Source organism: Christensenella minuta (assembly GCF_003628755.1).
Lineage (GTDB): Bacteria > Bacillota > Clostridia > Christensenellales > Christensenellaceae > Christensenella > Christensenella minuta.
In genome coordinates, this window is sequence record NZ_CP029256.1 from 2,891,780 (window position 1) to 2,916,205 (window position 24,426).

Annotated in this window: 27 protein-coding genes and 2 tRNA genes; 14 read left to right on the forward strand and 15 right to left on the reverse strand. The window is 45.1% G+C overall.

The window, feature by feature from the left end:
- The first annotated feature begins 35 nt into the window (after window positions 1-35).
- Window positions 36-230, forward strand: a complete 195-nt coding sequence (locus B1H56_RS13965) for a hypothetical protein (RefSeq protein WP_066523084.1) — start codon at window positions 36-38, stop codon at window positions 228-230.
- 83 nt (window positions 231-313) lie between these two features.
- Here the strand turns inward: B1H56_RS13965 and B1H56_RS13970 are convergent, their stop codons facing one another.
- Entirely contained in the window at window positions 314-562 is a 249-nt protein-coding gene (locus tag B1H56_RS13970) for a helix-turn-helix domain-containing protein (RefSeq protein ID WP_066523082.1), read from the reverse strand.
- A 105-nt stretch (window positions 563-667) separates the two neighbouring features.
- Here B1H56_RS13970 and B1H56_RS14705 point away from each other — a divergent pair, with 105 nt between their 5' ends.
- Window positions 668-1,864, forward strand: coding sequence for a hypothetical protein (locus B1H56_RS14705; RefSeq protein WP_156515120.1), 1,197 nt, complete (start codon window positions 668-670; stop codon window positions 1,862-1,864).
- 70 nt (window positions 1,865-1,934) lie between these two features.
- On the opposite strand, the gene B1H56_RS13975 is transcribed toward B1H56_RS14705, so the two are convergent.
- Genes B1H56_RS13975 through B1H56_RS13990 form a run of 4 tightly spaced genes read right to left on the reverse strand, consistent with a single transcriptional unit; the run spans window position 1,935 to window position 6,709 of the window.
- Complete coding sequence (locus B1H56_RS13975; RefSeq protein ID WP_156515119.1) at window positions 1,935-2,924, reverse strand: hypothetical protein; 990 nt, start codon at window positions 2,922-2,924, stop codon at window positions 1,935-1,937.
- Window positions 2,902-3,498 (reverse strand): hypothetical protein, encoded by a 597-nt coding sequence (locus B1H56_RS13980; RefSeq protein WP_066523080.1) that lies wholly within the window; start codon window positions 3,496-3,498, stop codon window positions 2,902-2,904. The genes B1H56_RS13975 and B1H56_RS13980 overlap by 23 nt, the downstream gene beginning before the upstream one ends.
- 9 nt (window positions 3,499-3,507) lie before the next feature.
- Entirely contained in the window at window positions 3,508-5,421 is a 1,914-nt protein-coding gene (locus B1H56_RS13985) for an AAA family ATPase (RefSeq protein ID WP_066523079.1), read from the reverse strand.
- Window positions 5,411-6,709, reverse strand: coding sequence for a hypothetical protein (locus B1H56_RS13990; RefSeq protein ID WP_066523078.1), 1,299 nt, complete (start codon window positions 6,707-6,709; stop codon window positions 5,411-5,413). Before B1H56_RS13990 ends, B1H56_RS13985 begins: the two co-directional genes overlap by 11 nt.
- A gap of 247 nt (window positions 6,710-6,956) precedes the next feature.
- On the opposite strand from B1H56_RS13990, the gene B1H56_RS13995 reads away from it, so the two are divergent.
- A tRNA-Met gene (locus B1H56_RS13995) sits at window positions 6,957-7,033 on the forward strand.
- A 165-nt stretch (window positions 7,034-7,198) separates the two neighbouring features.
- Here B1H56_RS13995 and B1H56_RS14710 read toward each other — a convergent pair.
- A complete protein-coding gene (locus B1H56_RS14710; RefSeq protein WP_147554727.1) occupies window positions 7,199-7,537 on the reverse strand; it encodes a hypothetical protein in 339 nt (112 codons plus the stop codon).
- A gap of 123 nt (window positions 7,538-7,660) precedes the next feature.
- On the opposite strand from B1H56_RS14710, the gene B1H56_RS14000 reads away from it, so the two are divergent.
- A complete protein-coding gene (locus B1H56_RS14000; RefSeq protein WP_066523077.1) occupies window positions 7,661-8,221 on the forward strand; it encodes a hypothetical protein in 561 nt (186 codons plus the stop codon).
- A gap of 105 nt (window positions 8,222-8,326) precedes the next feature.
- On the opposite strand, the gene B1H56_RS14005 is transcribed toward B1H56_RS14000, so the two are convergent.
- Window positions 8,327-9,709: a TrkH family potassium uptake protein gene (locus B1H56_RS14005; RefSeq protein WP_066739686.1), complete on the reverse strand. Its 1,383-nt coding sequence runs from the start codon at window positions 9,707-9,709 to the stop codon at window positions 8,327-8,329.
- 198 nt (window positions 9,710-9,907) lie between these two features.
- On the opposite strand from B1H56_RS14005, the gene B1H56_RS15040 reads away from it, so the two are divergent.
- The 5 genes from B1H56_RS15040 to B1H56_RS14035 all read left to right on the forward strand — a co-directional run bounded on the left by B1H56_RS15040 (window position 9,908) and on the right by B1H56_RS14035 (window position 13,531).
- A complete protein-coding gene (locus B1H56_RS15040) occupies window positions 9,908-10,030 on the forward strand; it encodes a hypothetical protein (RefSeq protein ID WP_258107047.1) in 123 nt (40 codons plus the stop codon).
- 9 nt (window positions 10,031-10,039) lie between these two features.
- Window positions 10,040-10,891: a sugar phosphate isomerase/epimerase family protein gene (locus B1H56_RS14015; protein ID WP_066523073.1), complete on the forward strand. Its 852-nt coding sequence runs from the start codon at window positions 10,040-10,042 to the stop codon at window positions 10,889-10,891.
- Window positions 10,892-11,246: 355 nt separating this feature from the next.
- Window positions 11,247-12,098, forward strand: a complete 852-nt coding sequence (locus tag B1H56_RS14020; protein ID WP_066523072.1) for a tyrosine-type recombinase/integrase — start codon at window positions 11,247-11,249, stop codon at window positions 12,096-12,098.
- A gap of 225 nt (window positions 12,099-12,323) precedes the next feature.
- Window positions 12,324-12,947, forward strand: coding sequence for a TetR/AcrR family transcriptional regulator (locus B1H56_RS14030; protein ID WP_082771038.1), 624 nt, complete (start codon window positions 12,324-12,326; stop codon window positions 12,945-12,947).
- Window positions 12,944-13,531: a TetR/AcrR family transcriptional regulator gene (locus B1H56_RS14035; RefSeq protein ID WP_066523067.1), complete on the forward strand. Its 588-nt coding sequence runs from the start codon at window positions 12,944-12,946 to the stop codon at window positions 13,529-13,531. Before B1H56_RS14030 ends, B1H56_RS14035 begins: the two co-directional genes overlap by 4 nt.
- A 230-nt stretch (window positions 13,532-13,761) precedes the next feature.
- Here the strand turns inward: B1H56_RS14035 and B1H56_RS14040 are convergent, their stop codons facing one another.
- The 3 genes from B1H56_RS14040 to B1H56_RS14050 form a co-directional block, all read right to left on the reverse strand.
- Window positions 13,762-14,037: a hypothetical protein gene (locus B1H56_RS14040; RefSeq protein WP_066523066.1), complete on the reverse strand. Its 276-nt coding sequence runs from the start codon at window positions 14,035-14,037 to the stop codon at window positions 13,762-13,764.
- 143 nt (window positions 14,038-14,180) lie between these two features.
- Window positions 14,181-15,050, reverse strand: a complete 870-nt coding sequence (locus tag B1H56_RS14045; protein WP_066523065.1) for a radical SAM protein — start codon at window positions 15,048-15,050, stop codon at window positions 14,181-14,183.
- A gap of 52 nt (window positions 15,051-15,102) precedes the next feature.
- Complete coding sequence (locus tag B1H56_RS14050) at window positions 15,103-15,474, reverse strand: FtsB family cell division protein (protein WP_066523064.1); 372 nt, start codon at window positions 15,472-15,474, stop codon at window positions 15,103-15,105.
- A 229-nt stretch (window positions 15,475-15,703) separates the two neighbouring features.
- Here B1H56_RS14050 and B1H56_RS14055 point away from each other — a divergent pair, with 229 nt between their 5' ends.
- From B1H56_RS14055 to B1H56_RS14070, 4 genes are all read left to right on the forward strand, one after another.
- On the forward strand, window positions 15,704-16,849 hold the full coding sequence (locus B1H56_RS14055; RefSeq protein WP_066523062.1) for a DUF3048 domain-containing protein: 1,146 nt from the start codon (window positions 15,704-15,706) through the stop codon (window positions 16,847-16,849).
- 107 nt (window positions 16,850-16,956) lie between these two features.
- Window positions 16,957-18,288 carry a type I glutamate--ammonia ligase gene (gene glnA / locus B1H56_RS14060; RefSeq protein ID WP_066523061.1) on the forward strand — a complete coding sequence of 444 codons (1,332 nt, stop codon included), beginning with the start codon at window positions 16,957-16,959 and terminating at the stop codon, window positions 18,286-18,288.
- A gap of 93 nt (window positions 18,289-18,381) precedes the next feature.
- Window positions 18,382-18,456 (forward strand) — tRNA-Glu (locus B1H56_RS14065).
- Window positions 18,457-18,685: 229 nt separating this feature from the next.
- Entirely contained in the window at window positions 18,686-19,387 is a 702-nt protein-coding gene (locus B1H56_RS14070; protein ID WP_066739688.1) for a DUF1361 domain-containing protein, read from the forward strand.
- Between the two features lie 138 nt (window positions 19,388-19,525).
- Here B1H56_RS14070 and B1H56_RS14075 read toward each other — a convergent pair whose 3' ends face one another.
- Genes B1H56_RS14075 through B1H56_RS14095 form a run of 5 tightly spaced genes read right to left on the reverse strand, consistent with a single transcriptional unit; the run spans window position 19,526 to window position 22,751 of the window.
- Complete coding sequence (locus B1H56_RS14075; RefSeq protein WP_066523060.1) at window positions 19,526-20,020, reverse strand: secondary thiamine-phosphate synthase enzyme YjbQ; 495 nt, start codon at window positions 20,018-20,020, stop codon at window positions 19,526-19,528.
- An 11-nt stretch (window positions 20,021-20,031) separates the two neighbouring features.
- Window positions 20,032-20,736: a triose-phosphate isomerase gene (locus B1H56_RS14080; protein WP_066523102.1), complete on the reverse strand. Its 705-nt coding sequence runs from the start codon at window positions 20,734-20,736 to the stop codon at window positions 20,032-20,034.
- A 41-nt stretch (window positions 20,737-20,777) separates the two neighbouring features.
- Complete coding sequence (locus B1H56_RS14085) at window positions 20,778-21,278, reverse strand: YjbQ family protein (RefSeq protein ID WP_066523058.1); 501 nt, start codon at window positions 21,276-21,278, stop codon at window positions 20,778-20,780.
- A 42-nt stretch (window positions 21,279-21,320) separates the two neighbouring features.
- Window positions 21,321-21,917: a KpsF/GutQ family sugar-phosphate isomerase gene (locus tag B1H56_RS14090; protein ID WP_066523057.1), complete on the reverse strand. Its 597-nt coding sequence runs from the start codon at window positions 21,915-21,917 to the stop codon at window positions 21,321-21,323.
- A 42-nt stretch (window positions 21,918-21,959) separates the two neighbouring features.
- The gene (locus B1H56_RS14095; protein ID WP_066523056.1) at window positions 21,960-22,751 is read right to left on the reverse strand and encodes a DeoR/GlpR family DNA-binding transcription regulator; all 792 of its coding nucleotides are present in this window, start codon (window positions 22,749-22,751) and stop codon (window positions 21,960-21,962) included.
- Window positions 22,752-23,181: 430 nt separating this feature from the next.
- Between B1H56_RS14095 and B1H56_RS14100 the strand changes: the two genes are divergently transcribed.
- A complete protein-coding gene (locus tag B1H56_RS14100) occupies window positions 23,182-24,381 on the forward strand; it encodes an ABC transporter ATP-binding protein (protein WP_066523101.1) in 1,200 nt (399 codons plus the stop codon).
- The last annotated feature ends 45 nt before the right edge of the window (window positions 24,382-24,426 follow it).

The window sequence follows — 24,426 nt, forward strand, 5'->3', positions numbered from 1 at the left end:
GTTTCCCAAAATCATATTGAAAAGAGGTTATAGAAATGGACGAGAACAAAATCATAGAACAGCTTAAAAGTGCAAAAAGTACGATTGTCAGTTTGCTTGAAAATGTAGACGAGAACTATATTTTTGATGGTAAAGATATTAAGCGATTACGAAAAATACTTGGCGAGATTCGATTGATGGAACAAAAAGCAAGATTTCAAGTAGAGACTTTTGAAACAGCGATTATATAGGAGGCTCATATACGTTAAAAAGCCGTTTGCCGGGCAGGTGGGCGAAAAAGTTTTGAGAAACCGTCTATGAGGCTGTAGAGGTTCTATATAGTGGGTTGAGAGTATATGTTTTCCAACAAATTACGCACATCAATATCGAGGGCACTGGAAATATCCAAAAGGACTTCTAAAGAAAAAGATTTATCGCAGTTTGGTGCTTCTATTTTAGTAAGATAACTCATACTGATAGAAGCTTTTTCTGCTAATGTTTCCTGCGTAAACCCTTTTTCCTTTCTGTACCGTCGTATATTCTGCCCGATTGTTTTATAGATTGTGGCATATTTTTCACTCATAATGAAACCTCTATAAAGATTGTATATGCAAAACAAAGAAAAATAGTTTCACTTATAGTGAAAGTTATGCTATAATCTATTTGTTAAATTATACTGTTTATCCAAATGGAAACCAGAAAAGGAGATCGCATGATGAAAAGGAAAAGTAGTAAAAAGGTGTGGGCAGTAGTGCTTATAGCAATTCTGCTCGTAAGTGTTTTCCCAATCATCGGATTCGCTAAAAGCGAAACCATTCATATTGATAAAACAGAAATTACATTAGGAGAGAATGTGAATATCTCAAGCTCATATCAAACAGAAATTGAATCAAGAATGAAAGCTATCTTACTAATCGGTTCATACAATAGCGGAGATCGTTGCCACCTGTCAGAATTGGATTCTCAAAATCGCAATTCTCAGAAAAGCACTTTAACAACAGTTCCCGATTCGCCTTATTCCGCTGGCAGCAATTTTTTGTTTGATTATACCTTTACCCCTACTAAAGTAGGGACATATAAAATATCATGTAATTTCTGCGGTGGATTGTCAGAACAATATGGAGAAGTGATTACTGATGAATTTGGAAGCGGAATGAGACCAAGTTCCGTAATAACCCTAATTGTAAAGTGTAAAGAACATACCATTGTTACAGACGCTACTGTTTCTCCGACCTGCACAAAAACAGGTCTTACTGAAGGAAGCCACTGTTCTGTATGTGGAGAAGTTATAGTAAAGCAACAAGAAGTTCCACTTGCCGAGCACACATGGGGAGAATGGCAGATAGTAACGCCTGTAACTTGTACGGCAGACGGAGAAGAAAAACGGGTATGCTCTGTATGTTTGGCAGAAGAAACAAGAACAGTAATGACTATGGGGCATCAGTATTCAGATGAATGGACGATTGATACTCCCGCAACCTGCACTACTCCCGGAAATCAATCCCACCATTGTGTAACGTGCGGAGATAAAACGGATATCACCGGGGTTCCTCCAGCCGGGCATAGCTTTGGAGAATGGGCAAAAACATCTGAAACGACAGAAACACGGACTTGTTCGATTTGCGGGTATGCAGAAACAAAAAACATACAGACAGGTGCGGAAATTTCACCAGGTACAAATAATGATAGCGGTAGCGGAGGTAGCAAAGCTGAAACAGAATATATAAACAATACAAATAGTCAGTACAATTCTAACGATACAACAAAACCACCCAAGACTGGTGATAGTAGTATAGATATTATGTTTCTTACAATTCTTGCCATCGTTGCAGGAAGTGCCTGTGTCGCAACTGTGGTTTACAGGAAAAGACGTCACAAAGCCTAATTACAAAAATAATCCTGATATGATAGAAACCTGCTTAGCAAATGTTAGGCGGGTTCTTTGTTATAAATCATCAACAGCATTTCCATTCTCCCAAATCATTAGTAATTGTATTAGTATAAAGGGAGCGAAAATGTGCAGATAAATCATTGGATAGTTCGTTTTCAATTATTTTGGCAATATTTTCTGAATTTAAATCATTTCTTTTATAAAAGATATATAGATATCCATAGTGCATTTGTCGCCCATCTTTGTCCAAATGTTTTGCGTACTTATCTAACTGCTCAAATCCCGCTTTAACTCTTTGCTCAAAAGCGTAATTTGTTTTCCCGTTGTAGTACTCTTTTTGAAAAGAAAATTTAACCTCGATAATGGCCTCCTCGATTCCATCATTTAAATAGATATCGACAGATTCTTCATCATTTTCAAAATCTGTACAAAACTCCGTCTGAACAGACCCCTTCATGTTAATTCTCAAATAATCCAATAACATATTTCTGAGTTCCTGTTCTTTTATATGAGCATATATAATTCCATTTGAATCGAAACACTTATTATAATTTAATCCGTGTTTACAGGAAACACAAAAATGATCGAATACTTCTTCAATTCTATTCAGTTGATAGAGTAATTTTAATTGCTCTATCATATTTTGAGTGCGCTGTAAACAAGCTTCTACTGCTTGGCTGATTCGGCCGTTTTCTAAAAGATAATGAATTCCTGAATCCATAACGAAACAATATCCTTTGTAACTTTTGAAGTTACTATCGACAAGATTATGGAAATCACAATCTGCAATATTACGGCTACACAGTTCCTTTTGAGTATTGATACCCTCTTCAATAATATCGAGATGCCAAATTTTCGAGTTTAAAAGCTTTTCTATTACCGAACGTATACTTGCATAATTTTGGGCAATATAATCCAAATTAGTTGTTGTAATAACAACTGCTTTGCCTAATGTATACAATCTCTCTAATATTTTAGATTCACTTACAAAAGAATTGGTTGATTGATCTTGCGCTTTAGTCAAAAAATCGTCATACATTTTGCTTTTTTCCATATAAATATTTTTCGAAAATATAATCCAACCAGCTTGTGAACACATCATATTTATCAAGATTCTTCTCATAATTATCATTAGAAAGTTTTTCAAATTCTTCAAGCAAGGTTCTAAGTTTATTATTCTTTAAAGAAACCGTTTCCTGATTTCTGTTCATAGCCTCTTTAAAATTAGGTTCATTAAAGAAAATAGACAAAATAACATCTTCGCTATATGAAGAAAGAATGTCTACAAAATACATTATACTATTTAGATCTTTTCGTGCCTTAGTACTTGAATCAGCTAATTCCTCTATAAATTGTGTTAGTATTGGATTAACCGTAAGAATTACATCCGTGCTGGAAATATAACCTTCACTATTTAACTCTTTCAGCGCAGCATACAATTCAGAATATTCGCCAACTCCAATAGTTGAATCAATAACAATTTCTTGTTTGAAATCATTTGTACCATATAAATAGTCAATTGCAACCATATAAATGTAGACGCATCTGAAAAGAGTATTTATTGAAATAGTCTCTTTCCTTTTTAGTGCATATATAAATAACGTTAATAAATATTTTTCTTTCTCCATATTAACTCCCTATTTGAAAAATTTATATATTTCCAGAGAATCAAAAGCTTCTTTATTGGCTACAGCTAAGGAAGACAATTCTATTAAATTAACTATATTATAATTTTGATGACTGACGGAATAAATATTAAGCAATTTATTAATTAAATTACTATTTCTAGCATTAGCTGATAAAAATAACATATTCTGTGTGCGGATATAGTTATCAAAGGTCTTAACTGCATTGTCTTCAAAAAGTATATCAAGAGTACTATCAGGCGTCTCACAAATAAAGTAAGAATTATTGTGAAAAAATTCTAATAATGATAATCTAAAAGAAAGATCAACAAAAATCCTTTGAGATTCAGATAAATCAAAAAATGATTTCCTACTTTTTCCATTCAGCACAAACTTAAAAAGTCTCTCCTCTTTATTTCCCACTAATTCCAACTTAACGACATTGTTTTCGCCAAAAAAAGATGAAGCGTATTTTGTAAAAACCCTCGCGTATTCGTTAAAGATAACAGAAATGTGAATATCCATCTCGCATGCCATTTTTCGTTCATTCTCAATAGCATTTTCTAGTTCTACAGTCAGTTCTTCTTTTTCTAACTCTAATTTTTTCCATTTATCATACTCTGCATTATCTCTTGCGCTAAACTCATCCTTAATTTCTATAAACTTTGATTGGGCCTCATTATTTAGCTTCTTTACATCAGTATAAGCTTGTTTTTTCTTAAGATACTCTGAGTTAAGAGTTCTAAAAGTGGCTTCAATTTTTTGACGACCTATTTCCAAATTTTTTCTTTTAATTTCAAGTTCGTTTAAATTGATATCTTTTTTTACCGCTAATTCGCTATTGCAGAAAAAACACCGATCTACTTTTATATGAAAATCATGCTGATTTCCGCAAAATGGACACTTATTATCTAAGATTATTGGTACATACCTATTAAATGAACTTTGATACTGATCAGGGAAAATACTCTTGTACCAAATTTTTTCTACTTCAGATATTTGACGATTGATATTCTCGTATTGAATACGATTTTCTATTTTTTCTGCTTCAATTCTTGCCAACTCTTTTTCATAAAAACTAATTTCTTTTTCATAATTTTCCACACGTCTTTTTGCTTCGTTTAAATCTTCCAGACTGTATTTTGACTCTCTGGGAACAGAAGTAGCGGTAGGAACCCCACCTAAATATTTTTTAATAAAAGACATTTCATATGTCTTTAACCTTAGATTACTATCACATTTTTTAACCAACTGCTGTGCTTTTTCGTATAGTAAATATTGTTGGGGATCCATAAAATATTTACTAATTATATTTTTGGTGAGATATTCATCCCAAAATATGAATTTACGCTCTTCTGTAAAGAACATCACATTAGTCATCATTATAATTAATGCATTAATGTCTGGAAACCCAGATGATTTTTTCAAACAATCATGATATTTATAAATCAAGTACGCTTTTGTTTGGTCAGCCTTTTGTACAAAATATTTTTTCTCATAGCTTGAATAATTAATGATCTTGCCGCTAATCAGTTGGTCATTTAGTTCAAAGCTAATTAAACTGTTATCATATAGACTATGTTTAACTTTATAATTATCGTTACCTAAAATAAATTCAACATCAACATAAGCATCTTCTCTAATCTCTTCCATTCGCACACGAAAATAATCATTATCGTATATTGGTCTACTGATTTTTTGTTCTTCTTTGTAATTTCGAACCTGTATCCCATCCCTATAAGGGCCGATTACTGAATATTGTAAAATATTTAAAAATGTAGTTTTTCCTAGGCCATTGGTTCCAAACACAATATTTAACTTGGATGAAAAATCAATATGCAAAGGACATCTATACAAATCATAATTATTAATGGATAACGATTTTAGTATCGGTAATGGATATTTTGTTGCAATATTATTTTCCATAATGCACCTGTTTTTCAAGAACGATTACGCCTTCCAACAGATAATCGATCTTCGCTTTTTGCTGTGGGCTAGTTTTTAGCTTTCTTGCTTTTCTAATCTCTAAAACAGTAAATCCAATTGCTTCTGCCAACGAAGCACAAATTTCAAGCGTATTAATTAAAATACCAAAATAAGCGGAATTTGAGACATTAAAATAAATTCTGCCGCCTGATTTTAGCTTTTTAAACAGTACTTTAAATATTTTGTTTATATCCACAAAATATAAATTGACCATATCTATAATCGACTCATTCCAAGCCTTTATATCTTTAGAATTCCTTTCCAATTGTTTAATTGTAGAAGATAATAATTTATTATTCAACCTTGTTTTATCTATCCATTTAATTTGAACATGCGAACGGATTGTTCTTTCCCTTAATATGCGGATATCTTTATCCTCTTTGAAAAAGCCTAATGTTTTTAACTCAAGCATGTAAGTATCCGTATAATCTCGTGAATTCAAATATGGAGGGGAAGTGATAACTAGATCGATACTATCATCTTCAACAATAGTTTCTATTCCCTCGCGGGCATCAATATTATATAAATTCTGTACGTTAACGCCTAGGACATGATCCGTACTTTCTAAGTTTGCAATATCTTCACCAAAGCATTCAGTAACTTTAGTATCAAACCTTTGAAAAACATCATTTTCAGACAACTTAAGTGTTTTCCAATCTTTTTTATAAGACAAACATTTTCCATTTCTATAAAGATTGCTTACATCTAGCAGTATAGAAGCAAGGGCAACTGTCAATAAGTCGCGATATCTTTTATCTGATATTTTAAGAATAGCATTCTTAAGTTTTTCAATAGCAATCCCTACTAATTTATCATAATTCCATTTTTTAATCGTGTTGTTTTCATATAAGGTTCTAAAATTAGATTGAAGTTCTGGAGTATCGATTGTGTTTCTCCATTTTTTTACTTTTTCGACCCAATGACAAAATTCTTTTGTTGTATAATCAGTACGCAATTTGACTTTAGCAATTAGGTACATAAGCGGATTAACCTCAAAAGAGTAACATATTATGTTTAAATTCTGTAATTCTAAAGCGGTAGTTCCGCTTCCAGAGAAAGGTTCCAAACAAACTTTCGGTGTATCCGATAATTCATTAATTATAGACTGGATAAATTCTTTGGAGTATCCTTCTACAAAAGGATACCATCTATGGATTGGCTCAGATTTATTTTTATTAAATTGCATTATACGTCCATAAATTTCGAAATAATCTTTATAAATATACATAATTATTCGTCCGTTTTTCTCTAAGCTATCTATCCATAATCATTATAACTGAAGTTTATTATTAAATCTACAATAATTATTATTCCCTCTTATTTCCCTCAACCTTAATTAATCTAAATGATGCTACATACAATCACATTTCATGATCATGCCAGATTGACTTTTAATCCCAACATACTCTTGACTTATTTACATTCTTATTATATAATAATTAAGCTGTCTTAAATAAGAGACGCATAAAATACGTCGCGGGGTAGAGCAGTTTGGTAGCTCGTCGGGCTCATAACCCGGAGGTCGCAGGTTCAAATCCTGTCCCCGCAACCATGAAGAAGAGGCTTAACCAAGCGGTTTTAGCCTCTTTTATTATTCCCGTTCTTTTGTCATTTGTTCGGCCCTTGGCCTCCTTTTGGCCTCTGATTGCGTAAAAATGAGTGATATTTGATAGTAATATGCTGAATTCGATTATATTATGTATATTATAGTTTGCTATCATATTTCTTCAACATGAATAGCACTTCCATCAACCCTCTTAGCTCTATGCTCGTTATCATCGTGAAAACATTGCTCCTCTGCGCCATAATAAGCATCTCGTATTACGTCAACCCATTCATGTAAAACTTTTGCATTGATAAGATTATCACTATCAGGATATAAATTAAGGAATACAACTGAAACGAGTGATAATGAAATTGCAGAGTGCTCAGCAGGGACTGCAATTCCATAATCTGAATGTCCTGCTGAGATTACATTTTCGCCTTCCGAATAATTTGATAAACGCTTAAATGTTCCCTGCGCCGATGTATGAACAATTTTATTAGCTGTTTGCATTGATTATATTGATTATAATGATATGACTTTAAATATATAATTTTTTACAGCAATAGCTTAAATCAGATGATATAAAAAATTCTGACTATAATCACTTGGATATTTGATATTAGGAGATGCTTTATGAAAACTTATCAGGAAATGGTTGAACTCTTTGAAAGAGCTAATCAAACCTTCATAAACACAAACCAGCAATTATTTTATAATAATTTTTCCGAGCGAAGGTTATGTGGAGCTCTAATGTTATGTTTACATGAGTTGATAGCATACAATGATAATTTTTATGGATACTTTGTCGACGTTGAATATAATAGAAATAAAGGAGCATTGAAAACTATTTGCAAGACGATCAGAGGAAATAACCAAAAAATTATTCGGATTAACTGTGATCTAATTCTCCATAGCCGTGGTGAACATCCAGAGCAGGATAATCTAATTGCACTGGAGATGAAAAAATCTTCTGCTCGTAAACAAGATAAGCAAAATGACTGTGATCGCCTTATTGCCTTAACAAAAGATACTTTTGATGATGTTTGGCCGTATGACGGAAATAGTCTGCCAGAACATGTCTGCCGCTATGTTTTGGGGGTCTATTACGAAATCAACTATAGGAAACGAGATATTTTAATTGAATATTATCGTCGAGGCAATCACGTAGCCACCCATTATGTTCAGCTTTCCTAGGCAAATTTCAATAATGAAGAAACCTAAAAGCATCTATATTTTACAAAATAAAGCTAGTAAATACCGCTTTTCGACTGCCTCAAAAGCCTTTTTGCTTTCTAAAGCTCAGCCGATCATGATGCGGTCCTTGGGGTAACGGACGCGTGAGCTTCTATTCTCGAGACGTGCGGCAAGCGCCATTGTAAAGGTGAAAATACCAACCCTCCCACCATACATCAGGATTATGAAAACGGCGCGGCTTGCGTCGGTGAAATTGGCGGTAACCGCGGAGGTCATGCCAACCGTACCAAAGCTGGAAACGACTTCATAAATCGTATCGGAAAGTGTGATAGGCCGTTCGTATTCGATCAGCGAAACAATGATGATGGCAGTGAACACAAAGAGAATGCCGAGCGCAACGATTGCAACCGAACGCAGAACAACGGCATTGTCGATTCGCCGGCCGAATAATATAACATCGTCCCGCCCGCGAATGATGGAGAAAATGAATAAAAGCATCAGCGCCACCGTGGTGGTCTTGATCCCTCCGCCTGTGCCCGAAGGGGAAGCACCGATAAACATATAGATCACAGTCAATATCTTGGAGGCGGGCGTAAGGTCGCCTTGTGGAACTGCGGCAAATCCGGCGGTACGTGCGGAAACGGAATGGAAGAGCGCCCAGGAAGCTTTGTCCTGTATTGGAACATCATCCCGCCCCAGTGTGCGGGGATTGTTGTGTTCAAAGAGCAGGAAGAGCGCAAAACCGAGGGCAACCAGAAAAAGGCTTACGCACAAAACGGTTTTAGTATGCAGCATAAAACGGTGCCGCTTGTTGCGCAGCTTGCGGTACAGGTCCAGAAGGACATAAAAACCGATGCCTCCGAGCGACATGGCGCTTATGGTCGCGATATAAATGACGGGATCGCCAAGATAAGGCTGCAAGCCGGTACCTGCGCCGAAAACGTCAAAACCAGAATTGCAAAAAGAGGAAACCGCCTGAAAGATACTGCAGTAAAGTCCGCGGGAAACGCCGAACAGTGGGACAAAGCGTGCCGCATAGGCAAGGAATACGCACAGTTCGATCACGGCGGTCATGACAACAATATCGCGCGTCATCCGCACAACGCCTTGGAGGCGGGAATCGCTGACCGAATTTTGGGTCATAGAATTTTGTATGATGAGGCGGTCGCGAAGCGTAAACCGTCTTCCGATCATCATATACAACAGGGAGGTCATTGTCATAAAGCCAATCCCGCCCAACTGTATCAATACCAGAAGGATCACTTGGCCGAACAGGGAGAGCGTCGCGCCCACATTGAACACGCTTAGGCCGGTGACACATACGGCGGAAGTGGCCGTGAAAAGCGCATCAAAAAAGCGCAGAGACTGGCCGTCTGCGACAGCGGCGGGCAGGGACAGTAAAAATGCTCCGATCAGGATCATCCCACCGAAGCCAAATACCAGGATTTGCGCGGGACTGATTCCGCGCTTTTTGAATGCAGGAGCCATAAAAGTTTCTCCCATAGCCGTGTTGTACTATTATTATACCCTTTTCCCACGCAATGAACAGCAAAATAATAATTTTTTGCCGCCCGTCTGCTGCCGCATATATTTATACGCGCCGGGCGGCCTTGCCGCGCATAAAATATCGCTGCGGAAAACAGAAGAAACGATAATAGGGGATTGCGCGGAAGGAGGCGGTTATTTATGATAAAATATAAGAAAATGCTGTGCGGGGCGGAAAGCGGGTGCCTTTTATACTGCGGGAAAAGGTCCGCCGCTGCAGGCGCCGCAACAGCGCTTGTACAGAAACGGGAACAGACAGGATAAGATTGACTTATGGGACAACAGAAGAAAATCAGAAAATGCGGGGTCTATACATGGTTTGGCTTCCTGCTGCCCTTCCGGGAAAAGCTGCGGCTGATAAAGGATGCGGGCTTTGATACAGTGTGCACATGGTGGGACGATATGTTTTTGGAAATGGACGGAAGGAAAGAAGAACAGTTCGATCAGGCGCTTTCAGCGGGACTTCTTATCGAACATACCCATTTGCCATATTTTGGATGTGATGAATTGTGGAGGCCCGGATTAAGCGGGGATGCCTTGTGTGCCCGGTATTGCCGGGCGGTCGCCGGAGCAGCAGCAAGCGGAATACGGACCGTAGTGATGCACCCATTTGAACGGCAGGCGCCTCCCGCTGGTGACTGGGCCGTGTTCATTGCGCGTATGGAGCGTATCGCCGGCGAAAGCGCAAGGAGGGGAATCCACCTTGCGATAGAAAACATTTGTGACCAAAACGGGCTTATGCGTATTCTGGACCACTTTAACGGCAATCCCTATGTCGGGCTTTGTTTTGATACAGGCCATAACCATTTGACGGCAGCCAACGGTTTTGGCCTGCTGGACCGCCATCGGGATAGGATATTCGCCCTCCACGTACATGACAATAACGGAAAGGCAGACGAACATCTCTTGCCCTATGAAGGCACAGTGGATTGGGCCGCTTTCATGGAAAAAATCGGGGAAACAAATTTTGCAGGCTCTCTGATGCTGGAAGCCTGTTACCCCATTGATATGGAAAAGCTTGACAAGGATCCGGCGCGTGGATATCTGGCGCCAGCCGTCCCGCCGGAAGAATATCTGGCGCGGGCAAAGCAAAGCTGCGAAAAAGTGCTGCAAGCCGGGATATGAAGCCCGCGGAAATGGAAAACAAAGGAATAGCCTGCTGCTGTAAATAGAAATAAGCGGGATACCCGTATAAGACGTAATGGATGGACCTTCGTAAAGCCTCTGCTGTAGATAAAATGCAGCAGTTTTTTTGTATATGCGCGGTGCAAAAGTTTATGCTTTGTGTCTTTTTTCTGGCTTCCGCCTGTATTTAGTTTATAATAATTGGCAACTGTTTTCATTTAGTACCCTGCGGTCCATGCGTTGTATTATTTTAATGTGGCGGAAACATCCTATTCAAAAACCATACACGCTTTGTCCATATTTTGAGGTTATGTTAATTATGCGTGGATTAACGCAATAAAACAGGGAGGCAGCGATGGGAAAAATTATAACCTTAAAAACAGTGGAGAAAAAGAAGAAAGAATATTTAGAGCATCTGTTGATGCAGGAAAAAGCAAAAAACACGGTGCGGGCTTATTCACGGCATATCGATACGTTTATCCGCTATATCCGTGACGAGCGCAAGCTGGAAGAACTTGGCAAGATCGAGCTTGTTGAGTTCAAACAATGGTTGCTGCCCAAATATTCTCCGTCAACGATCAATCTGGTAATCAGCTCTCTGAACGGCCTTTTTGCCTTTCTGGGAATGGAACCGATGAAGCTTAAAAAGCTGAAACAGCAGAAATCCAACAGCGTGGAAAATGTATTGACCATGGCCGAGTATAAAAAGCTGCTGATGGCGGCAAAAGTGAGAAATGAAAAGATGTACTACATTATCCGCACCCTTGCCGGAACGGGTATTCGCGTGGGCGAGTTAAAATATATTACGGTGGATGCGGTAAAACATGGAGAAGCCCGTATTATTAACAAGGGAAAAATCCGCAACGTGGTGCTGAAAGAGAATATCCGCAGGATGCTGGAGTATTATTGCGAAAACAACGATATCATGGGAGGCGTGATTTTTGAAGGGCGTAACGGCAGGGAAGTAATCAGCCGGGCCTATATCTGTGCGGCCATGAAGGAGCTTGGAACAAAGGTCGGGATTCCGCGGGAGAAATTATTTGCCCATAACCTGCGCCATTTGTTTGCGAAACGGTTTATCGAGAAGACAAACGATATCGTAACGCTTGCCGACGTGCTGGGTCATACCAGCATAGATACGACGCGGATCTATACAAGAACGTCGAATGCGGAAAAACGCGCGAAGATCGAAACTGTGGATTTATGAGATGCGGGAGGGCCGGGAACGGTCCGGCCTTTCCTGCCGGCAAGGGAAAGCCGCTCCGGCAGGGGAAAATAGCATGTGTAAAATTGAAAAACGCGCTTACAAATAAAATAGGAACTTGCGTGTGCCTTTCGCGGGCGGCAGGGGAGACGCGCGGTAAGGCCGTATCCAAATTAAAACTATAAACGAGAAACGATACGTGAATAGATAAGGATTGTTTTATGTGCTATGATAATAGCAATATATCAGAAGAAAGTAGATGGGACAATGAGGGCGGAAAAAAGCAGGGAAACAAGGAAAAAATTGATTGACAAGGGAATTGAGATTATTCGCAGGGAAGGAATCGGGAATTTTTCGATCCGCAGGATCGCGAAGGAATGTGGAATGTCGCCGAAAGGCCCCTATAATTATTTTGAAGACGCAAACGATTTTATGAACGAAATCAAGCACAGGATTCTCCGCGGTATGATGAGGCGTCTTTATTCCGATGATGTCCTGCGGGAAAAGGAACCGCTGCAAAGGCTGATAAAACTGGAAAAAGAATACTATTCTTATTATGGGCGGTATTTCCACCTTTTGAACCAGATTTTTTCCAAAGCGCCAATGACGCAGTATTATATTGAGGACGATGGGGAGATTTGGCAGTATATTATGGATTATCCGCTTGTGATCGATGAAAACCAGGGCCGGAGCACAAAGCTTTATAAGCAGATGGTTCTGGCGGCGCTGATGGAAGGGATGCCGTATACGGTTGACAAAAACAGTGAAAACGCGGGGGAACACGTCATGGGGATTCTGAAAACAGGACTCTCCTGTATCGATGGAACGATAGACAAGGGGGGGGAAAAATGACAAGGCACGGCGAATTCAATAAAACCAAAGAGACTCTGCTCAAAATGGCGCTCGGCATGATAAAGGAAGAAGGAATCGAAGCCTTCTCTGCGAGGAAAATGGCGGAAAAATGCGGTTTTACACATCAGGCGCCCTATCGTTATTTTAAAAATAAGGAAGACCTCATGGAAAATATCATTACGGAGGTGCTCGTACAACTGGGCGACTATCTGAATGAGATGGTCAGGAAACGGAATGGGGAAGAGCCATTTTTGGTAATTTTTGAAGAATCGATCCGTTTTTTGGTGAAAAATTCCAATTATGGGATATTGCTTTATTCGGGTGAGGGAAGGGGACAGGCCAACGAATACGTAACAGAGAGGCGCGAACGGATCCGGGTTAATTTCAGGGCGGTTGCGGAAGATTACTTTACCCGCTGCGGCGTTCCGAAAAAAAAGTATAATGATATATTCGATGCGGTAAACGCAATACTGAACGGCCTTATCCTGCGTATTATTAACCGGGCGATCGTTGTAGAAGGGAGCCTGAAACCGGCCGTCCGCATTATTGTCGAGGATATTCTGCATCTGAAAACAAGACGATAAGGCACGGAAACAACCTGCATTGCTTCGCAGACCCCATACGGCCCTCGAACCTGCGGCGTTCCCCATGACAAAATAAAGGAGCGCCCTGAGGCGCTCGCGTTATGAGGAAGAATATGAAAAAAATCTTATATTTATAGTATAAAACAGATTTATGAATATTAAATATTAAAATTATTAAGAAATTATGAATAAACGCCATCCGCATAAAATTTTTTACGGATGGCGTTTATTTACTTATCCATTCTGACGCTGTCGCGGTATTCGCCCGCCGCATCCTTTTCCCGCCTTCGCTGTTCCAGCCTGGCCTGATTGCGTTCACGCGTATTTTCCAACGCGGCTTTTTTCGTCTCTACATCCCGTTTTTTTTCCATCTTTGTAATCTTTTTCCGTTCCTTTAACTCCGTGATCTTTCTTTTTGCATCGATCCGGGCCAGTTTTTCCGCCGCCGCGTTTTTTTCTGCGGCGATTTCGTTTTGCAGATTGTTGATTTTTGCGTGCCGTTCCATGTCTTTGCTCCTTTCCCGTCACAGTTTATGGTCTCTATAAATTAACCAATCAAGGACGGAATAAACGGCAAAAGAAAAATTTTAATTCACAGGCGGCGCGCTTCCCGGGCAGATTCCCTGCGGCCCGGACGGTCCGGTAAGGGTCAAAGCATCCGCAAATATTCCTTTTTGTATGCCCTACGCCCCTCAAGGGCGTCCTTCAAAGCGCGGATCATGGCAGGACGGTCCTGGTTGAGCGTTCCGCCCAGCGGCACATAGTTTGACGCATGGTTGCTGCGGAATATACTGCCCTCGCAATCCATATGCTCCAGCATGACCAGCGTTTCGCGGGCGGCCTCCTCCGGGGTCAAAACCTGGAAGCGTCCTTCCCTGACGTCAGCGCAAAGGGGCGTGCCCTCCTCCAGCATCAAGGTCAGCAGGCCGATATAATCGGGCTTCACCGTGGTGAATACCCTGCCGGTGCCGGCCGCGTGCTCCCGCCAAAGTTCTTTTCCGCCGAGACCGTTGACGGCTGTGATGGAAAGGAGGATTCCCGATTCCCTCACGCGCAGGCCGGCGGCGGTGATTTCCTCCGCCGTCACTCCCTTGCGGATGCGCCGGAGGACCTCGTTATTTCCGGATTCCAGGCCAAGGTAGACGATCCCGAGTCCCGCCGCCCGCAATTCTTTTAGCTCTCTGGCAGTCTTTTGCAAAATACTGCGCGGGGAACCGTAGACCGCCACGCGCGTACAAGCCGGGAAGAGCGTACGAATGTGGGAAAGGAGCGCCAATAATTTTTCGGACGGCAGGATGAGGGCGTCGCCGTCCGCGAGGAAAATACGCCGTACGCCGGGATAAAGCCGCGCCATTTCCGCAAGGTCCGCGAGGACGTCCTCCACAGGGCGGATATGGAACCGTTTATCCTTATACATACCGCAAAATGTGCACCGGTTATGGGAACAGCCGATGGTTGCCTGCACGATTAAGCTGCGGGCCTCGCTTGGCGGACGGTAAACGCTTCCTTCATACTGCATAAATTTCCTCCTGTTAAAAAAACCTGCCGGCCATATGGCGGGCAGGCGTTTCCTATTCGCTTGGCTGTGCCGGTTGATCCGGCAAATCTGACGCTCCTGCGGAAGGCTCCGCCTCATCTGACGGAGCTGCGCTGCCGTTTTCCGGGAATACATATTTCTTTTCCCCGGGTTTCAGCCATCCGAGGCGCTCACGCGCTTCGCGCTCCACATATTCGTCACTGCCGATATAATCCCGTTCGTTTTTGTAATAATCGATCTCTTTGTTGAGGGCGTCCTGTTCTGCCAGCAATTGCTGCTGCTTGGTCTGCTGGGCCGCGAGGATCGTCTGCTGGTTAAAGAACGTCAAACTGGCATACACGAGCACGCCCAGCAAAACAAACACCTTTATTCGATTGAAACGAAATGTTCTTTTTTTCTTTGCCATGGGCAAACCTCCGCCGATTATCTATAACATATCATACTCCGGCGTGTTCTTCAAGCAAAATCCCTATAAACGGCTGCCGGGCGGACGAATCTTAAATTTTTACAAAAGTGTTTAAAAAGTATGAAGCAAGTGCTATAATAATATCTGGTTTTGCAGACTAAATTCAGAAACTGCGAATGGGCCGTTCTATGCGGCCGAAGGGAAAACAAAAGGAAAGGTTCTGTATTTTATGAAGAAAATTCTAATTGTAATGCTTGCGGTGCTTATGGCATGCAGCATATTTGCGGCTTGCTCCAAGCCGGCGGAGGAGGAGCCGTCCGTCCAGCCGACGGTGATCGCGGCGGAAACGCCGCAGCCTGCGCAGACGGCAAGCGCCACGCCGGATGCCGTCCCGACGGATATATCCCCCACAACGGGGCTTGAAGGAAATACGGCGTATAAGCCGGTCATGGTGCAGATCGACAATGCGGATGCAGCCCGTCCGCAGACCGGGATCAGCTATGCGGATATCGTCTATGAGACGGACGTCGACGGCAGCGATACGCGGCTTACCGCACTCTATAATGATGCGGTCAACGGCGTGGATGCCCCGGGTGAACTGACCGTCGGTCCAGTGCGTTCATCGAGGTATTATCACCAGTGGATCCAGGAAGAATGGGACGCCCTTTATGTACATATGGGAGGCCCGGACCAGACGTCAAAGGATGAAACCGATATCTGGGGATCCAGCAGCGAGCATATCAAGCAGCGCATCAACGGCGCGGGCAAGCATGCGTCGAACGAAGGACTGTTCTTTCCTTTGAAGGACGGGCATTCTCAGTCGGAATATGCAGCCATCGACCTGATGAAAGCGCTCGACATTTACGATTACGAGCCGCAGGCGCTCCAGTCCTTCACGTTCTATCCGCAGCAGGATTATGCGGATCAGCCGGAAATTTCGGAAATCGGGCTGTATTTCTTCGGCAATAAAACGCCGCTCGCGTCTTATGAATACGACAGCTCCAGCGATAAGCTGCTCCGGTCCACGAGAGGAAAAGAGCATACGGATGCCGCGACGGGCGGCCAGCTCGAGGTGCAGAATGTGATCGTTCAGTTCGTGAACGATTCGGCAGCGGACGACGGACCGGGAAGCGACCGCAGGATCGTGGACGTAAAAGGTAGCGGCGACGCGCTGTTCGTGATCCACGGAAAGCTGATGAAAGGCACATGGGAGCGTCCGACGTACGACAGCGCGACTTCCTACAAGCTGGAAAGCGGGGAAGAGATTACGCTTGCGCCCGGGAACACGTGGATTTCCATGCTGCCTGCAGGCAAGGACGTAGCAGTTACCTATGCCGATGGAACGGATGAAACGATCAGCGGGGAAGCGGAATAATTGCAGATCAAATAAAGGCCTCCGGCGGAGGCCTTTTTATTATTGGTTGCGTAAATAGCCGGATTTCATATATAATAGTACTATCGTGAATTACGGAGGAAAAAAGAATGCCCAAATATACCAAGGCGGAATTACATAAAATCATCGATGAAAATGATATCAAGTTTCTGCGCCTGCAGTTCACCGATATCTTTGGAATCCTGAAAAATATCACGGTCATGACCTCGAAGCTCGACAGTATTATCGAGCAGGGATGCATGTTCGACGGTTCGTCCATCGACGGCTTTGCGCGCATCGAGGAATCGGATATGATGCTGATTCCGGACCTTGATACGTTTGAAATTTTTCCGTGGTCGAACCCCAAGGGACGCACCGCGCGGTTCATCTGCGATGTTTATATGCCCGACGGGACGCCGTATGAGGGGTGCCCGCGGCATATTCTAAAACGCCAGCTTGCCAAAGCAAAGGAAATGGGCTACACGATGGACGTCGGCCCGGAGTGTGAATTCTTTCTGTTCCACAAGGATGAGCATAATAAGGCAACGATCGAAACCAACGACGACGGCGGGTATTTTGACCTTGCGCCCCTCGATATGGGCGGCGCGGCGCGGCGGGATATCTGTCTTGCCCTGGAGGAAATGGGCTTTGAGATCGAAGCGTCCCATCACGAATGCGCGGCAGGGCAGCACGAGATCGATTTTAAATACGGCGACGCGCTCAAAATGGCGGATGACGTTATGACCTTTAAGATCGTCGTCAAGCGTATCGCGCAGAACCATCACCGTCACGCGACGTTTATGCCCAAGCCGATTTACGGCATCGCCGGCAGCGGGATGCATATCAATATGTCCCTGTGCACAGGGGAGGGAAACGCATTCTGCGATAAATCCGACGAACTGGGGCTTTCCAAAGAGGCGTATGGTTTTATGGCGGGCGTCCTAAAGCATGCGCGCGGCCTGTCGCTGCTCACGAACCCGACGATCAATTCTTACAAGCGCCTTGTGCCGGGCTTTGAGGCTCCGTGCTATATTGCGTGGTCGGCAAAGAACCGCAGCCCGCTGATCCGCGTGCCGTTTGCGCGCGGCGCGGCGACCCGGATCGAAATGCGCAACCCGGACCCGACGGCCAATCCCTACCTCGCTTACGCGGGCGCGCTTGCGGCCGGGCTCGAGGGAATACGCGGGGGGCTTACGCCGCCGCCGCCGGTGAATAAGAATATTTATACCTTGTCGGAAGAGGAAAAGAAAAAGCATATGATCCGCCGGGTCCCCCAGAACCTGTTCGACGCGATCAACGATTTTAAGGAAGATCCGCTGATGCGGGAAGTCCTCGGCAACGGGACGTATGAAAAATACCTCAAGGGCAAAAAGCAGGAGTGGGCCGATTACTCCACCTGCGTCCATGAATGGGAACGCCAGCATTACCTGACGAAATATTGAATTGCCGCCGGTCCGTTTTTTTCGGATCGGCGTATTTTTATATTGACAAATTGGCGGTTATCTACTAAAATTATTAGTGCTATCGAAAAAGATGGCCCCATGGTCAAGCGGTCAAGACGTAGCCCTCTCACGGCTGAAACTCGGGTTCGATTCCCGGTGGGGTCACCATTTGTAGCCCAACTTCGGGCAACACGCCGCCAGCTTCATTGCTGGCGGTTTTTATTTTGCGAAAAGATCAGCCGGGAGATAAATATCGCAATCGCTTCCGTTTACTACGGCGCCGGAATAAAAGAAGTTAACAGCCTGTTTCTCTCTGCTTTTCCCTGGTTCCGTCAATATAAGCGTTTAGAGCGGGCATAAGCGTTTATGTTGAAATTATCGTGATGGGAAGGGAAAGATGATGTTCATATTGATTCTGGGAATCGCCGCCATCAATTTGTTCGCGGTATTGCTCACTTTACTGCGTCCCAAGCTTTTTGGGGTGAAACTCTATAAACCGATGCTGAAGAACATGGGCCTGTCCCTGCTGCCGCTTTTGGTGCTGATTGCGACGATATTACTGATGGCTGCTGTTCTGCTTTATGTGAACACATTCTTAGGCTTTGTGACTGGGATCGCCGGGGTGGCCCTATGGCTGCTTCTTCTTCCGAATGCCGGGTACTTGGTTACGGAGCTTAACTTGAACCACCGGACGGTGGATAAAAAGGAAGTGCCCATGTGGTATGATATTATCGCCGTGTTGTCCCTGGCCATGTCCGGCGTGATGAATACTCTGCTCAATGTGATGATGCTCCAGCTGATCTATGGGACAATCGTCCACCCGATCAACGCGTTCGACTTGGGGCTCGTCAACAATAGAAATCTCTGGATCATTATTTCCGTAGTTTTTCTGCTGATTAGCTTCGGCGTCTATATCGGGCGGTATCTGCGCTTCAACAGCTGGGATATCCTCAAACCACGGCGCTTTATCGGCATCCTGAAAAAACATTTCGCGCAGCCTGGAAAGGGAAAGGAACTGCTTGTGTTTATGGCCTGCTACACAGGCTTCTTTCTCATCATGTATCTGATCGTTATATGGCCGGTCCTTACGAAGGCGTAAGCAGGCGGCGGCGCATAGGCCTTCCGCACGAAAAAATCCGAACCTTTTCGAACGGTTCGGATTTTTCTAATATACGCATACCCGGAGGATGCGATCAGTCCGGGGGAGGAGCGAAAACCGCCCCTGCAGACAGGGCGGTTATTCCCCGATCACCTGTACCTGGACCGTCCGTTCGCGCGGACGTGTGGTGTCAAAGTCAATGAAATATACGTAACCAAACTCGCCGAGGTCCATCTGTCCGTCGATTAGCACGATGGTCTCGCTTCGCCCGACGAGAGCGGAACGGAGGTGCGCATCCGTATTATGGCAGCCCCGCGCATCTTCGCCGTGCTCTTCTGCGAATTTCAGCGCCTTGGGGCCGGGATGCAGGTAAATACCCTCTCTGCTGCAGGCGGGGATCATATCTTCCATAACGTCTACAAAATCCTGCTGCAGCGTCTCGAGGCCGGTCATCGACATATCAAACGCCGCCTCCTGCGTGATAACGCAGCAGGTCGTGTGGTGCGAATAAATAACGACAATGCCGTTTTGGATGCCGGAACGCCTGGTTATTTCCCGGACAGGCTCCGTAACATTGGAAAACGTCGTAATATTGGGCCTGCCCTGCACCTTAAGTTCTTCACGGTAAACCATAAGAATTCTCCTTACTGTTTATTGCCAATGAGGTCTTCGCCCGCCTGTTTTACGGAACGGACCATTTCGTCAAGCAGCGCATACGGGTCTTTGGAACGCAGGATACCCGATGCGGATCCGGCCGCCTGCGAACCTGCCATAATAAAATCATAAATTTGCTGCGCGGTCGTGATCCCGGCCGCCTGCTCCACCATGATATCCGGGCCGATCGCCTTCACCGCCCGGACGGCCTCCTTTACATAACTCATGTCGCTGGCGTTTTCCGTGCCGATTAATTCGCTTGGCTCCGGGTTGATAATGTCGGGATGCAGTTCGGCGATGGCGCACGCCTCGGCGATCGTATCCGCGCAGACAAAGGACAGCATATCCAGCTCATTTGCGCGGTCGATGCCCTTTTTGATGTGCGAAAGCGTCATGGGGCGCTCGCAGTGGTTGAGGACGACGCCCCGTGCCCCCGCCGCCTTGAGCGCCTCGGGAAGCACGTCGGCCATGCCGCGGCCGGGGCGAATTACATCCATATAAGGCGCGAGGACGACCAACCGTTCCGTGCCTTCCGCAATGCGGCGGATTTCCGTATAAGGCGCGATAAACAACACGTCCACGTCATATTTTTTTGCGGCGTTGTCCGCAGCCTTTGCAAAGTTGTAAACATCGTCGCCATAGATATAATTTTTCACGCTGGTTTCAAAAAATGGTGTGCGGATTTTTGGCTTCATTCCAGTTTTCTCCTGATTCATATGTCTGCCGGGCGCGTAGATCATTCGCCGATCACCGTAATTTTAACGGTGCGCTTGCGCCCGCGTACCTGGTCCCAATCGATGAAATATACATAACCGAACTCGCCGAGGTCCAGAGCTCCGTCTTCCACCTGGATGCTCTCGGAACGCCCGAAGAAGCAGGAGCGCAAATGGGCGTCGGTGTTCAGGCTGGTCCAGGGTCCGGGCTCGCCTACGCTGTCGCCGAACTCGATGTGCTTGGGACCCGGATGCAGGTACTGGTTCTCCACCCGGCAGGTGGGCACAAGCTGCTCCATAAGGTTACACAGGTCCTGCTGGAGGTATTCCAGGCCGAAGTAGGTCTTGTCGTGCGAGCATTCCTGGATCATGACCGAGCAGGTCGTATGGTGTGAATATACGGTAAGCAGGCCATTTTTGATACCGGATTTCGCAAGGATTTCCTTGATCTCTGCCGTGATGTTGTGAAAGGTGGGGTGCAGCCCTTCGGACTGGACGGCAATGCTGTCTTGATACATTTTCATGATGGTATTCTCCTTTGGATTATGTTAATAGGATTTTGCACTTTATCTTTGGTTCAAACGCTTGCCCACCGCTCCGCCGGGATGAACGACGGCAAATTTTTCATTTTGGTAATCCGTTGCCGATATTACAGCGGCCTGAAGCGCGTCGAAGATCGCCGACAGGCTGATAAAGCTGGTCGTTCCCTGGCAGTTATACGGGTCCACTTCGCGGTTTACGTACATGCGAAGCACGATATCCGCATTCCTTGCGAGCGGGGAATCGAGGTCTTCCGTAACGGAGATCACGGTAACGCCCCGCGTTTTGCAGATATCGAGGATCGGCAGAAGCTCCTCCGTTTTGCCGCCCCTGGAGGCGAGCAGGATAACATCTCCTTCAAGCAGGAAGCCGGTGGCGCCGTGCACTGCCTCGGCGGGGGAAATGAAACGCGCGGGGCGTTCGACGCAGCACATCAGGTGGGCGAAATGCCGGCAGGCGATCCCGGAATGGCCGCATCCTGAGGCCGCGATCCGCTCCGCCCGGCACAAAGCCGCCACGGCTTTTTCAAATTCCGCCCCGTCGAGGAAGGAAAACGCCTGCGCGAGGCACTCCGATTCAATCGCAAAAGAATTTTTGACAATAGCCATTAAATTAGGGTTCATAAGAAAACCTCTCCTTTTATATAGTTCCCGATCGGTCCGGGCTCAGCGGGAAACGTCCGGGACCAATACCTTAAGTCCGTTTGCCGAAAGCATTTCCTGCAGAGAAATATCCGGGGGCGTATTGGTGAAAATCCCGTCGATTTCGGACAAGCCGGCATAAGCGATCAGCGAGCACTGGTTGAACTTGCTGTTGTCGAGCAATACGTATTTGGCGTCCGAGCGCTCGATTACACGGGTGTTCAGGCTTGAAATATCGATCTGGTTGGAAGAAAATCCCGATTGTATGTGCATACCGTCGCATCCGAGGAAGCATTTCGTAAAATGGAAGGGAGAAAGGTACTTCTCTGTCAGCGGTCCGGAAAAATCCCGCCGCCTGTCGTTGTATTCACCGCCGATCAGGTAGACCTTGCAGCTTGGGGAGGGGACGATAGCCTGCGTATTGGCGATGGAGTTTGTGATGATCCGCAGGGACGAAAATTCATTCTTTGCGATGCGGACGCTCAGGGCAAGCGCCATCTGGAATATCGTCGTGCCGCAGTCGAGGTAAATGGTATCCTCATCCATGACCGCCGCTGCCGCTAAACGGCCAATTTCAATTTTTTCCTGCTGAAATATCTTTTCCCTCTGTTCGAAAGAATAAGAGGGCGTGTTTTCCGCCAATTGTATCCCGCCGTAGTTGCGGACGACCTTCCCGGATTTTTCCAGGTCCGAGAATATCCGCCGTACGGTGGCCTCCGAGATTCCCAAGACATTCGCCGCTTCTCCGGTCGTCATACGGTTCGCGGATTGCAGCGCATTGAGAATATATTCTTCGCGAGATGCCTTTTTGTTCATATCGGTGTCCCTCAGATTCGTTTTTTATAGATTTATTATAGCACGGGAATGACAAAGGTCAAGCAAAAAAATGAAAGAAACGATCAAAAAATATAAAAAATGAAAGAAACGATCAAAAAAATATTGACAGGGAGGAAACATCCCGATAAAATAAAAACTATCAAGAGGCTCGAAAACATTCGCCGCATCCGGGATACGGATGTTCTTTTCGGCAAAGAACCGTTAAATTTGTAATGTTGGATTTACCAATTCATATGACTACAGCGCTGCCGTATTACTCCACACATTAATGCGGCGGCGTTAAATAAAGGAGGATATAGATCCGTATGGCTTGCGGTGTAGCAGTGTGGAGACCTGCTATAATGCGTACGGTGGAGTATCTGTACGCGAGGCGTGTTTTGCGGAGGCTGATGCGCCAGAGCCAAAGAATATGGCAAACGTAATTTTGAAGAACATTAAGAAGGTGTACCCGCATGCCGGCGGCGCGGTGAAAAAAAAGAAGCGGACAAAGGAAGAGGGCGCGAAGAAGAGCAACCTGCAAATTACGGAGCAGGGCGTTGTCGCGGTACAGGCCTTCAACCTCGATATTGCGGATAAGGAATTCATCGTCCTGGTCGGTCCTTCCGGTTGTGGGAAATCGACGCTGCTGCGCATGATTGCGGGGCTCGAGGAGATCACGGAGGGCGAGCTGTACATCGGCGACAACATGGTGAACGACGTAGAGCCCAAGAACCGCGATATCGCGATGGTTTTCCAGAACTATGCACTATATCCCCATATGACGGTATTTGAAAACATGGCGTTTGCCCTCAAGCTGCGGAAGATTCCAAAAGATGAAATCAAAAGAAAGGTACAGGAGGCCGCGGAGATACTGGATATTACGGAATATCTTGACCGCAAGCCGAAGGCGCTGTCCGGCGGCCAGCGCCAGCGCGTCGCCATCGGCCGGGCTATCGTGCGCCAGCCGCAGGTGTTCCTGATGGACGAACCGCTTTCAAACCTCGACGCGAAGCTGCGTAACCAAATGAGGGCGGAGATCATCAAGCTCCGCCAGAAAGTGGACACCACCTTTATCTATGTGACCCACGACCAGACGGAAGCGATGACGCTCGGCGACCGGATCGTCGTCATGAACGACGGCTTCATCCAGCAGATCGGAACGCCGCAGGAAGTGTTCGACCATCCGGCGAATATCTTTGTCGCAGGGTTCATCGGTTCGCCGCAGATGAATTTCTTCGACGCAAAGCTGCTGCGCGGCGGGGAAGGATATTCCGTTTCTGTAAACGGCGTGCGGTTTGGCCTGCCGGAAGAAAAACAGGCTTTGCTGCGCACGCGGGACGTTCCGGAGCAGGAAATCGTGCTTGGCATCCGTCCGGAACACATCACAATCGGCCGGGAAGACGACGACGCATGCGTTCCCGCCGTTGTGGACCTGTCGGAAATGATGGGGACGTCGATCCACCTGCATGCCGATGTCAACGGTAAGGATGTGGTCGTCGTCGTACCGACTGCGGATGCGCAGGATGAAGGACGTTCCGCTTTTACTCATGGGATGGGTATCAAGATGGAATTCGGCGGCAATGTCGTCCACCTGTTCGGCAGGGAGGACGGAAAGAACCTCTGCCTCTGAGAAATAAAAAATCCCCGCGGGCGGCCCAAGAAAGGCCTGCCCACG

Excerpts from the sequence above, each read along its gene's own strand:
- B1H56_RS13965 (WP_066523084.1), top strand. The coding sequence starts at position 36 with ATGGACGAGAACAAAATCATAGAACAGCTTAAAAGTGCAAAAAGTACG.
- B1H56_RS13970 (WP_066523082.1), bottom strand. The coding sequence starts at position 562 with ATGAGTGAAAAATATGCCACAATCTATAAAACAATCGGGCAGAATATA.
- B1H56_RS14705 (WP_156515120.1), top strand. The coding sequence starts at position 668 with ATGGAAACCAGAAAAGGAGATCGCATGATGAAAAGGAAAAGTAGTAAA.
- B1H56_RS13975 (WP_156515119.1), bottom strand. The coding sequence starts at position 2,924 with ATGGAAAAAAGCAAAATGTATGACGATTTTTTGACTAAAGCGCAAGAT.
- B1H56_RS13980 (WP_066523080.1), bottom strand. The coding sequence starts at position 3,498 with ATGGAGAAAGAAAAATATTTATTAACGTTATTTATATATGCACTAAAA.
- B1H56_RS13985 (WP_066523079.1), bottom strand. The coding sequence starts at position 5,421 with ATGGAAAATAATATTGCAACAAAATATCCATTACCGATACTAAAATCG.
- B1H56_RS13990 (WP_066523078.1), bottom strand. The coding sequence starts at position 6,709 with ATGTATATTTATAAAGATTATTTCGAAATTTATGGACGTATAATGCAA.
- B1H56_RS14710 (WP_147554727.1), bottom strand. The coding sequence starts at position 7,537 with ATGCAAACAGCTAATAAAATTGTTCATACATCGGCGCAGGGAACATTT.
- B1H56_RS14000 (WP_066523077.1), top strand. The coding sequence starts at position 7,661 with ATGAAAACTTATCAGGAAATGGTTGAACTCTTTGAAAGAGCTAATCAA.
- B1H56_RS14005 (WP_066739686.1), bottom strand. The coding sequence starts at position 9,709 with ATGGCTCCTGCATTCAAAAAGCGCGGAATCAGTCCCGCGCAAATCCTG.
- B1H56_RS15040 (WP_258107047.1), top strand. The coding sequence starts at position 9,908 with ATGATAAAATATAAGAAAATGCTGTGCGGGGCGGAAAGCGGGTGCCTT.
- B1H56_RS14015 (WP_066523073.1), top strand. The coding sequence starts at position 10,040 with ATGGGACAACAGAAGAAAATCAGAAAATGCGGGGTCTATACATGGTTT.
- B1H56_RS14020 (WP_066523072.1), top strand. The coding sequence starts at position 11,247 with ATGGGAAAAATTATAACCTTAAAAACAGTGGAGAAAAAGAAGAAAGAA.
- B1H56_RS14030 (WP_082771038.1), top strand. The coding sequence starts at position 12,324 with ATGATAATAGCAATATATCAGAAGAAAGTAGATGGGACAATGAGGGCG.
- B1H56_RS14035 (WP_066523067.1), top strand. The coding sequence starts at position 12,944 with ATGACAAGGCACGGCGAATTCAATAAAACCAAAGAGACTCTGCTCAAA.
- B1H56_RS14040 (WP_066523066.1), bottom strand. The coding sequence starts at position 14,037 with ATGGAACGGCACGCAAAAATCAACAATCTGCAAAACGAAATCGCCGCA.
- B1H56_RS14045 (WP_066523065.1), bottom strand. The coding sequence starts at position 15,050 with ATGCAGTATGAAGGAAGCGTTTACCGTCCGCCAAGCGAGGCCCGCAGC.
- B1H56_RS14050 (WP_066523064.1), bottom strand. The coding sequence starts at position 15,474 with ATGGCAAAGAAAAAAAGAACATTTCGTTTCAATCGAATAAAGGTGTTT.
- B1H56_RS14055 (WP_066523062.1), top strand. The coding sequence starts at position 15,704 with ATGAAGAAAATTCTAATTGTAATGCTTGCGGTGCTTATGGCATGCAGC.
- glnA (WP_066523061.1), top strand. The coding sequence starts at position 16,957 with ATGCCCAAATATACCAAGGCGGAATTACATAAAATCATCGATGAAAAT.
- B1H56_RS14070 (WP_066739688.1), top strand. The coding sequence starts at position 18,686 with ATGATGTTCATATTGATTCTGGGAATCGCCGCCATCAATTTGTTCGCG.
- B1H56_RS14075 (WP_066523060.1), bottom strand. The coding sequence starts at position 20,020 with ATGGTTTACCGTGAAGAACTTAAGGTGCAGGGCAGGCCCAATATTACG.
- B1H56_RS14080 (WP_066523102.1), bottom strand. The coding sequence starts at position 20,736 with ATGAAGCCAAAAATCCGCACACCATTTTTTGAAACCAGCGTGAAAAAT.
- B1H56_RS14085 (WP_066523058.1), bottom strand. The coding sequence starts at position 21,278 with ATGAAAATGTATCAAGACAGCATTGCCGTCCAGTCCGAAGGGCTGCAC.
- B1H56_RS14090 (WP_066523057.1), bottom strand. The coding sequence starts at position 21,917 with ATGAACCCTAATTTAATGGCTATTGTCAAAAATTCTTTTGCGATTGAA.
- B1H56_RS14095 (WP_066523056.1), bottom strand. The coding sequence starts at position 22,751 with ATGAACAAAAAGGCATCTCGCGAAGAATATATTCTCAATGCGCTGCAA.
- B1H56_RS14100 (WP_066523101.1), top strand. The coding sequence starts at position 23,182 with ATGGCAAACGTAATTTTGAAGAACATTAAGAAGGTGTACCCGCATGCC.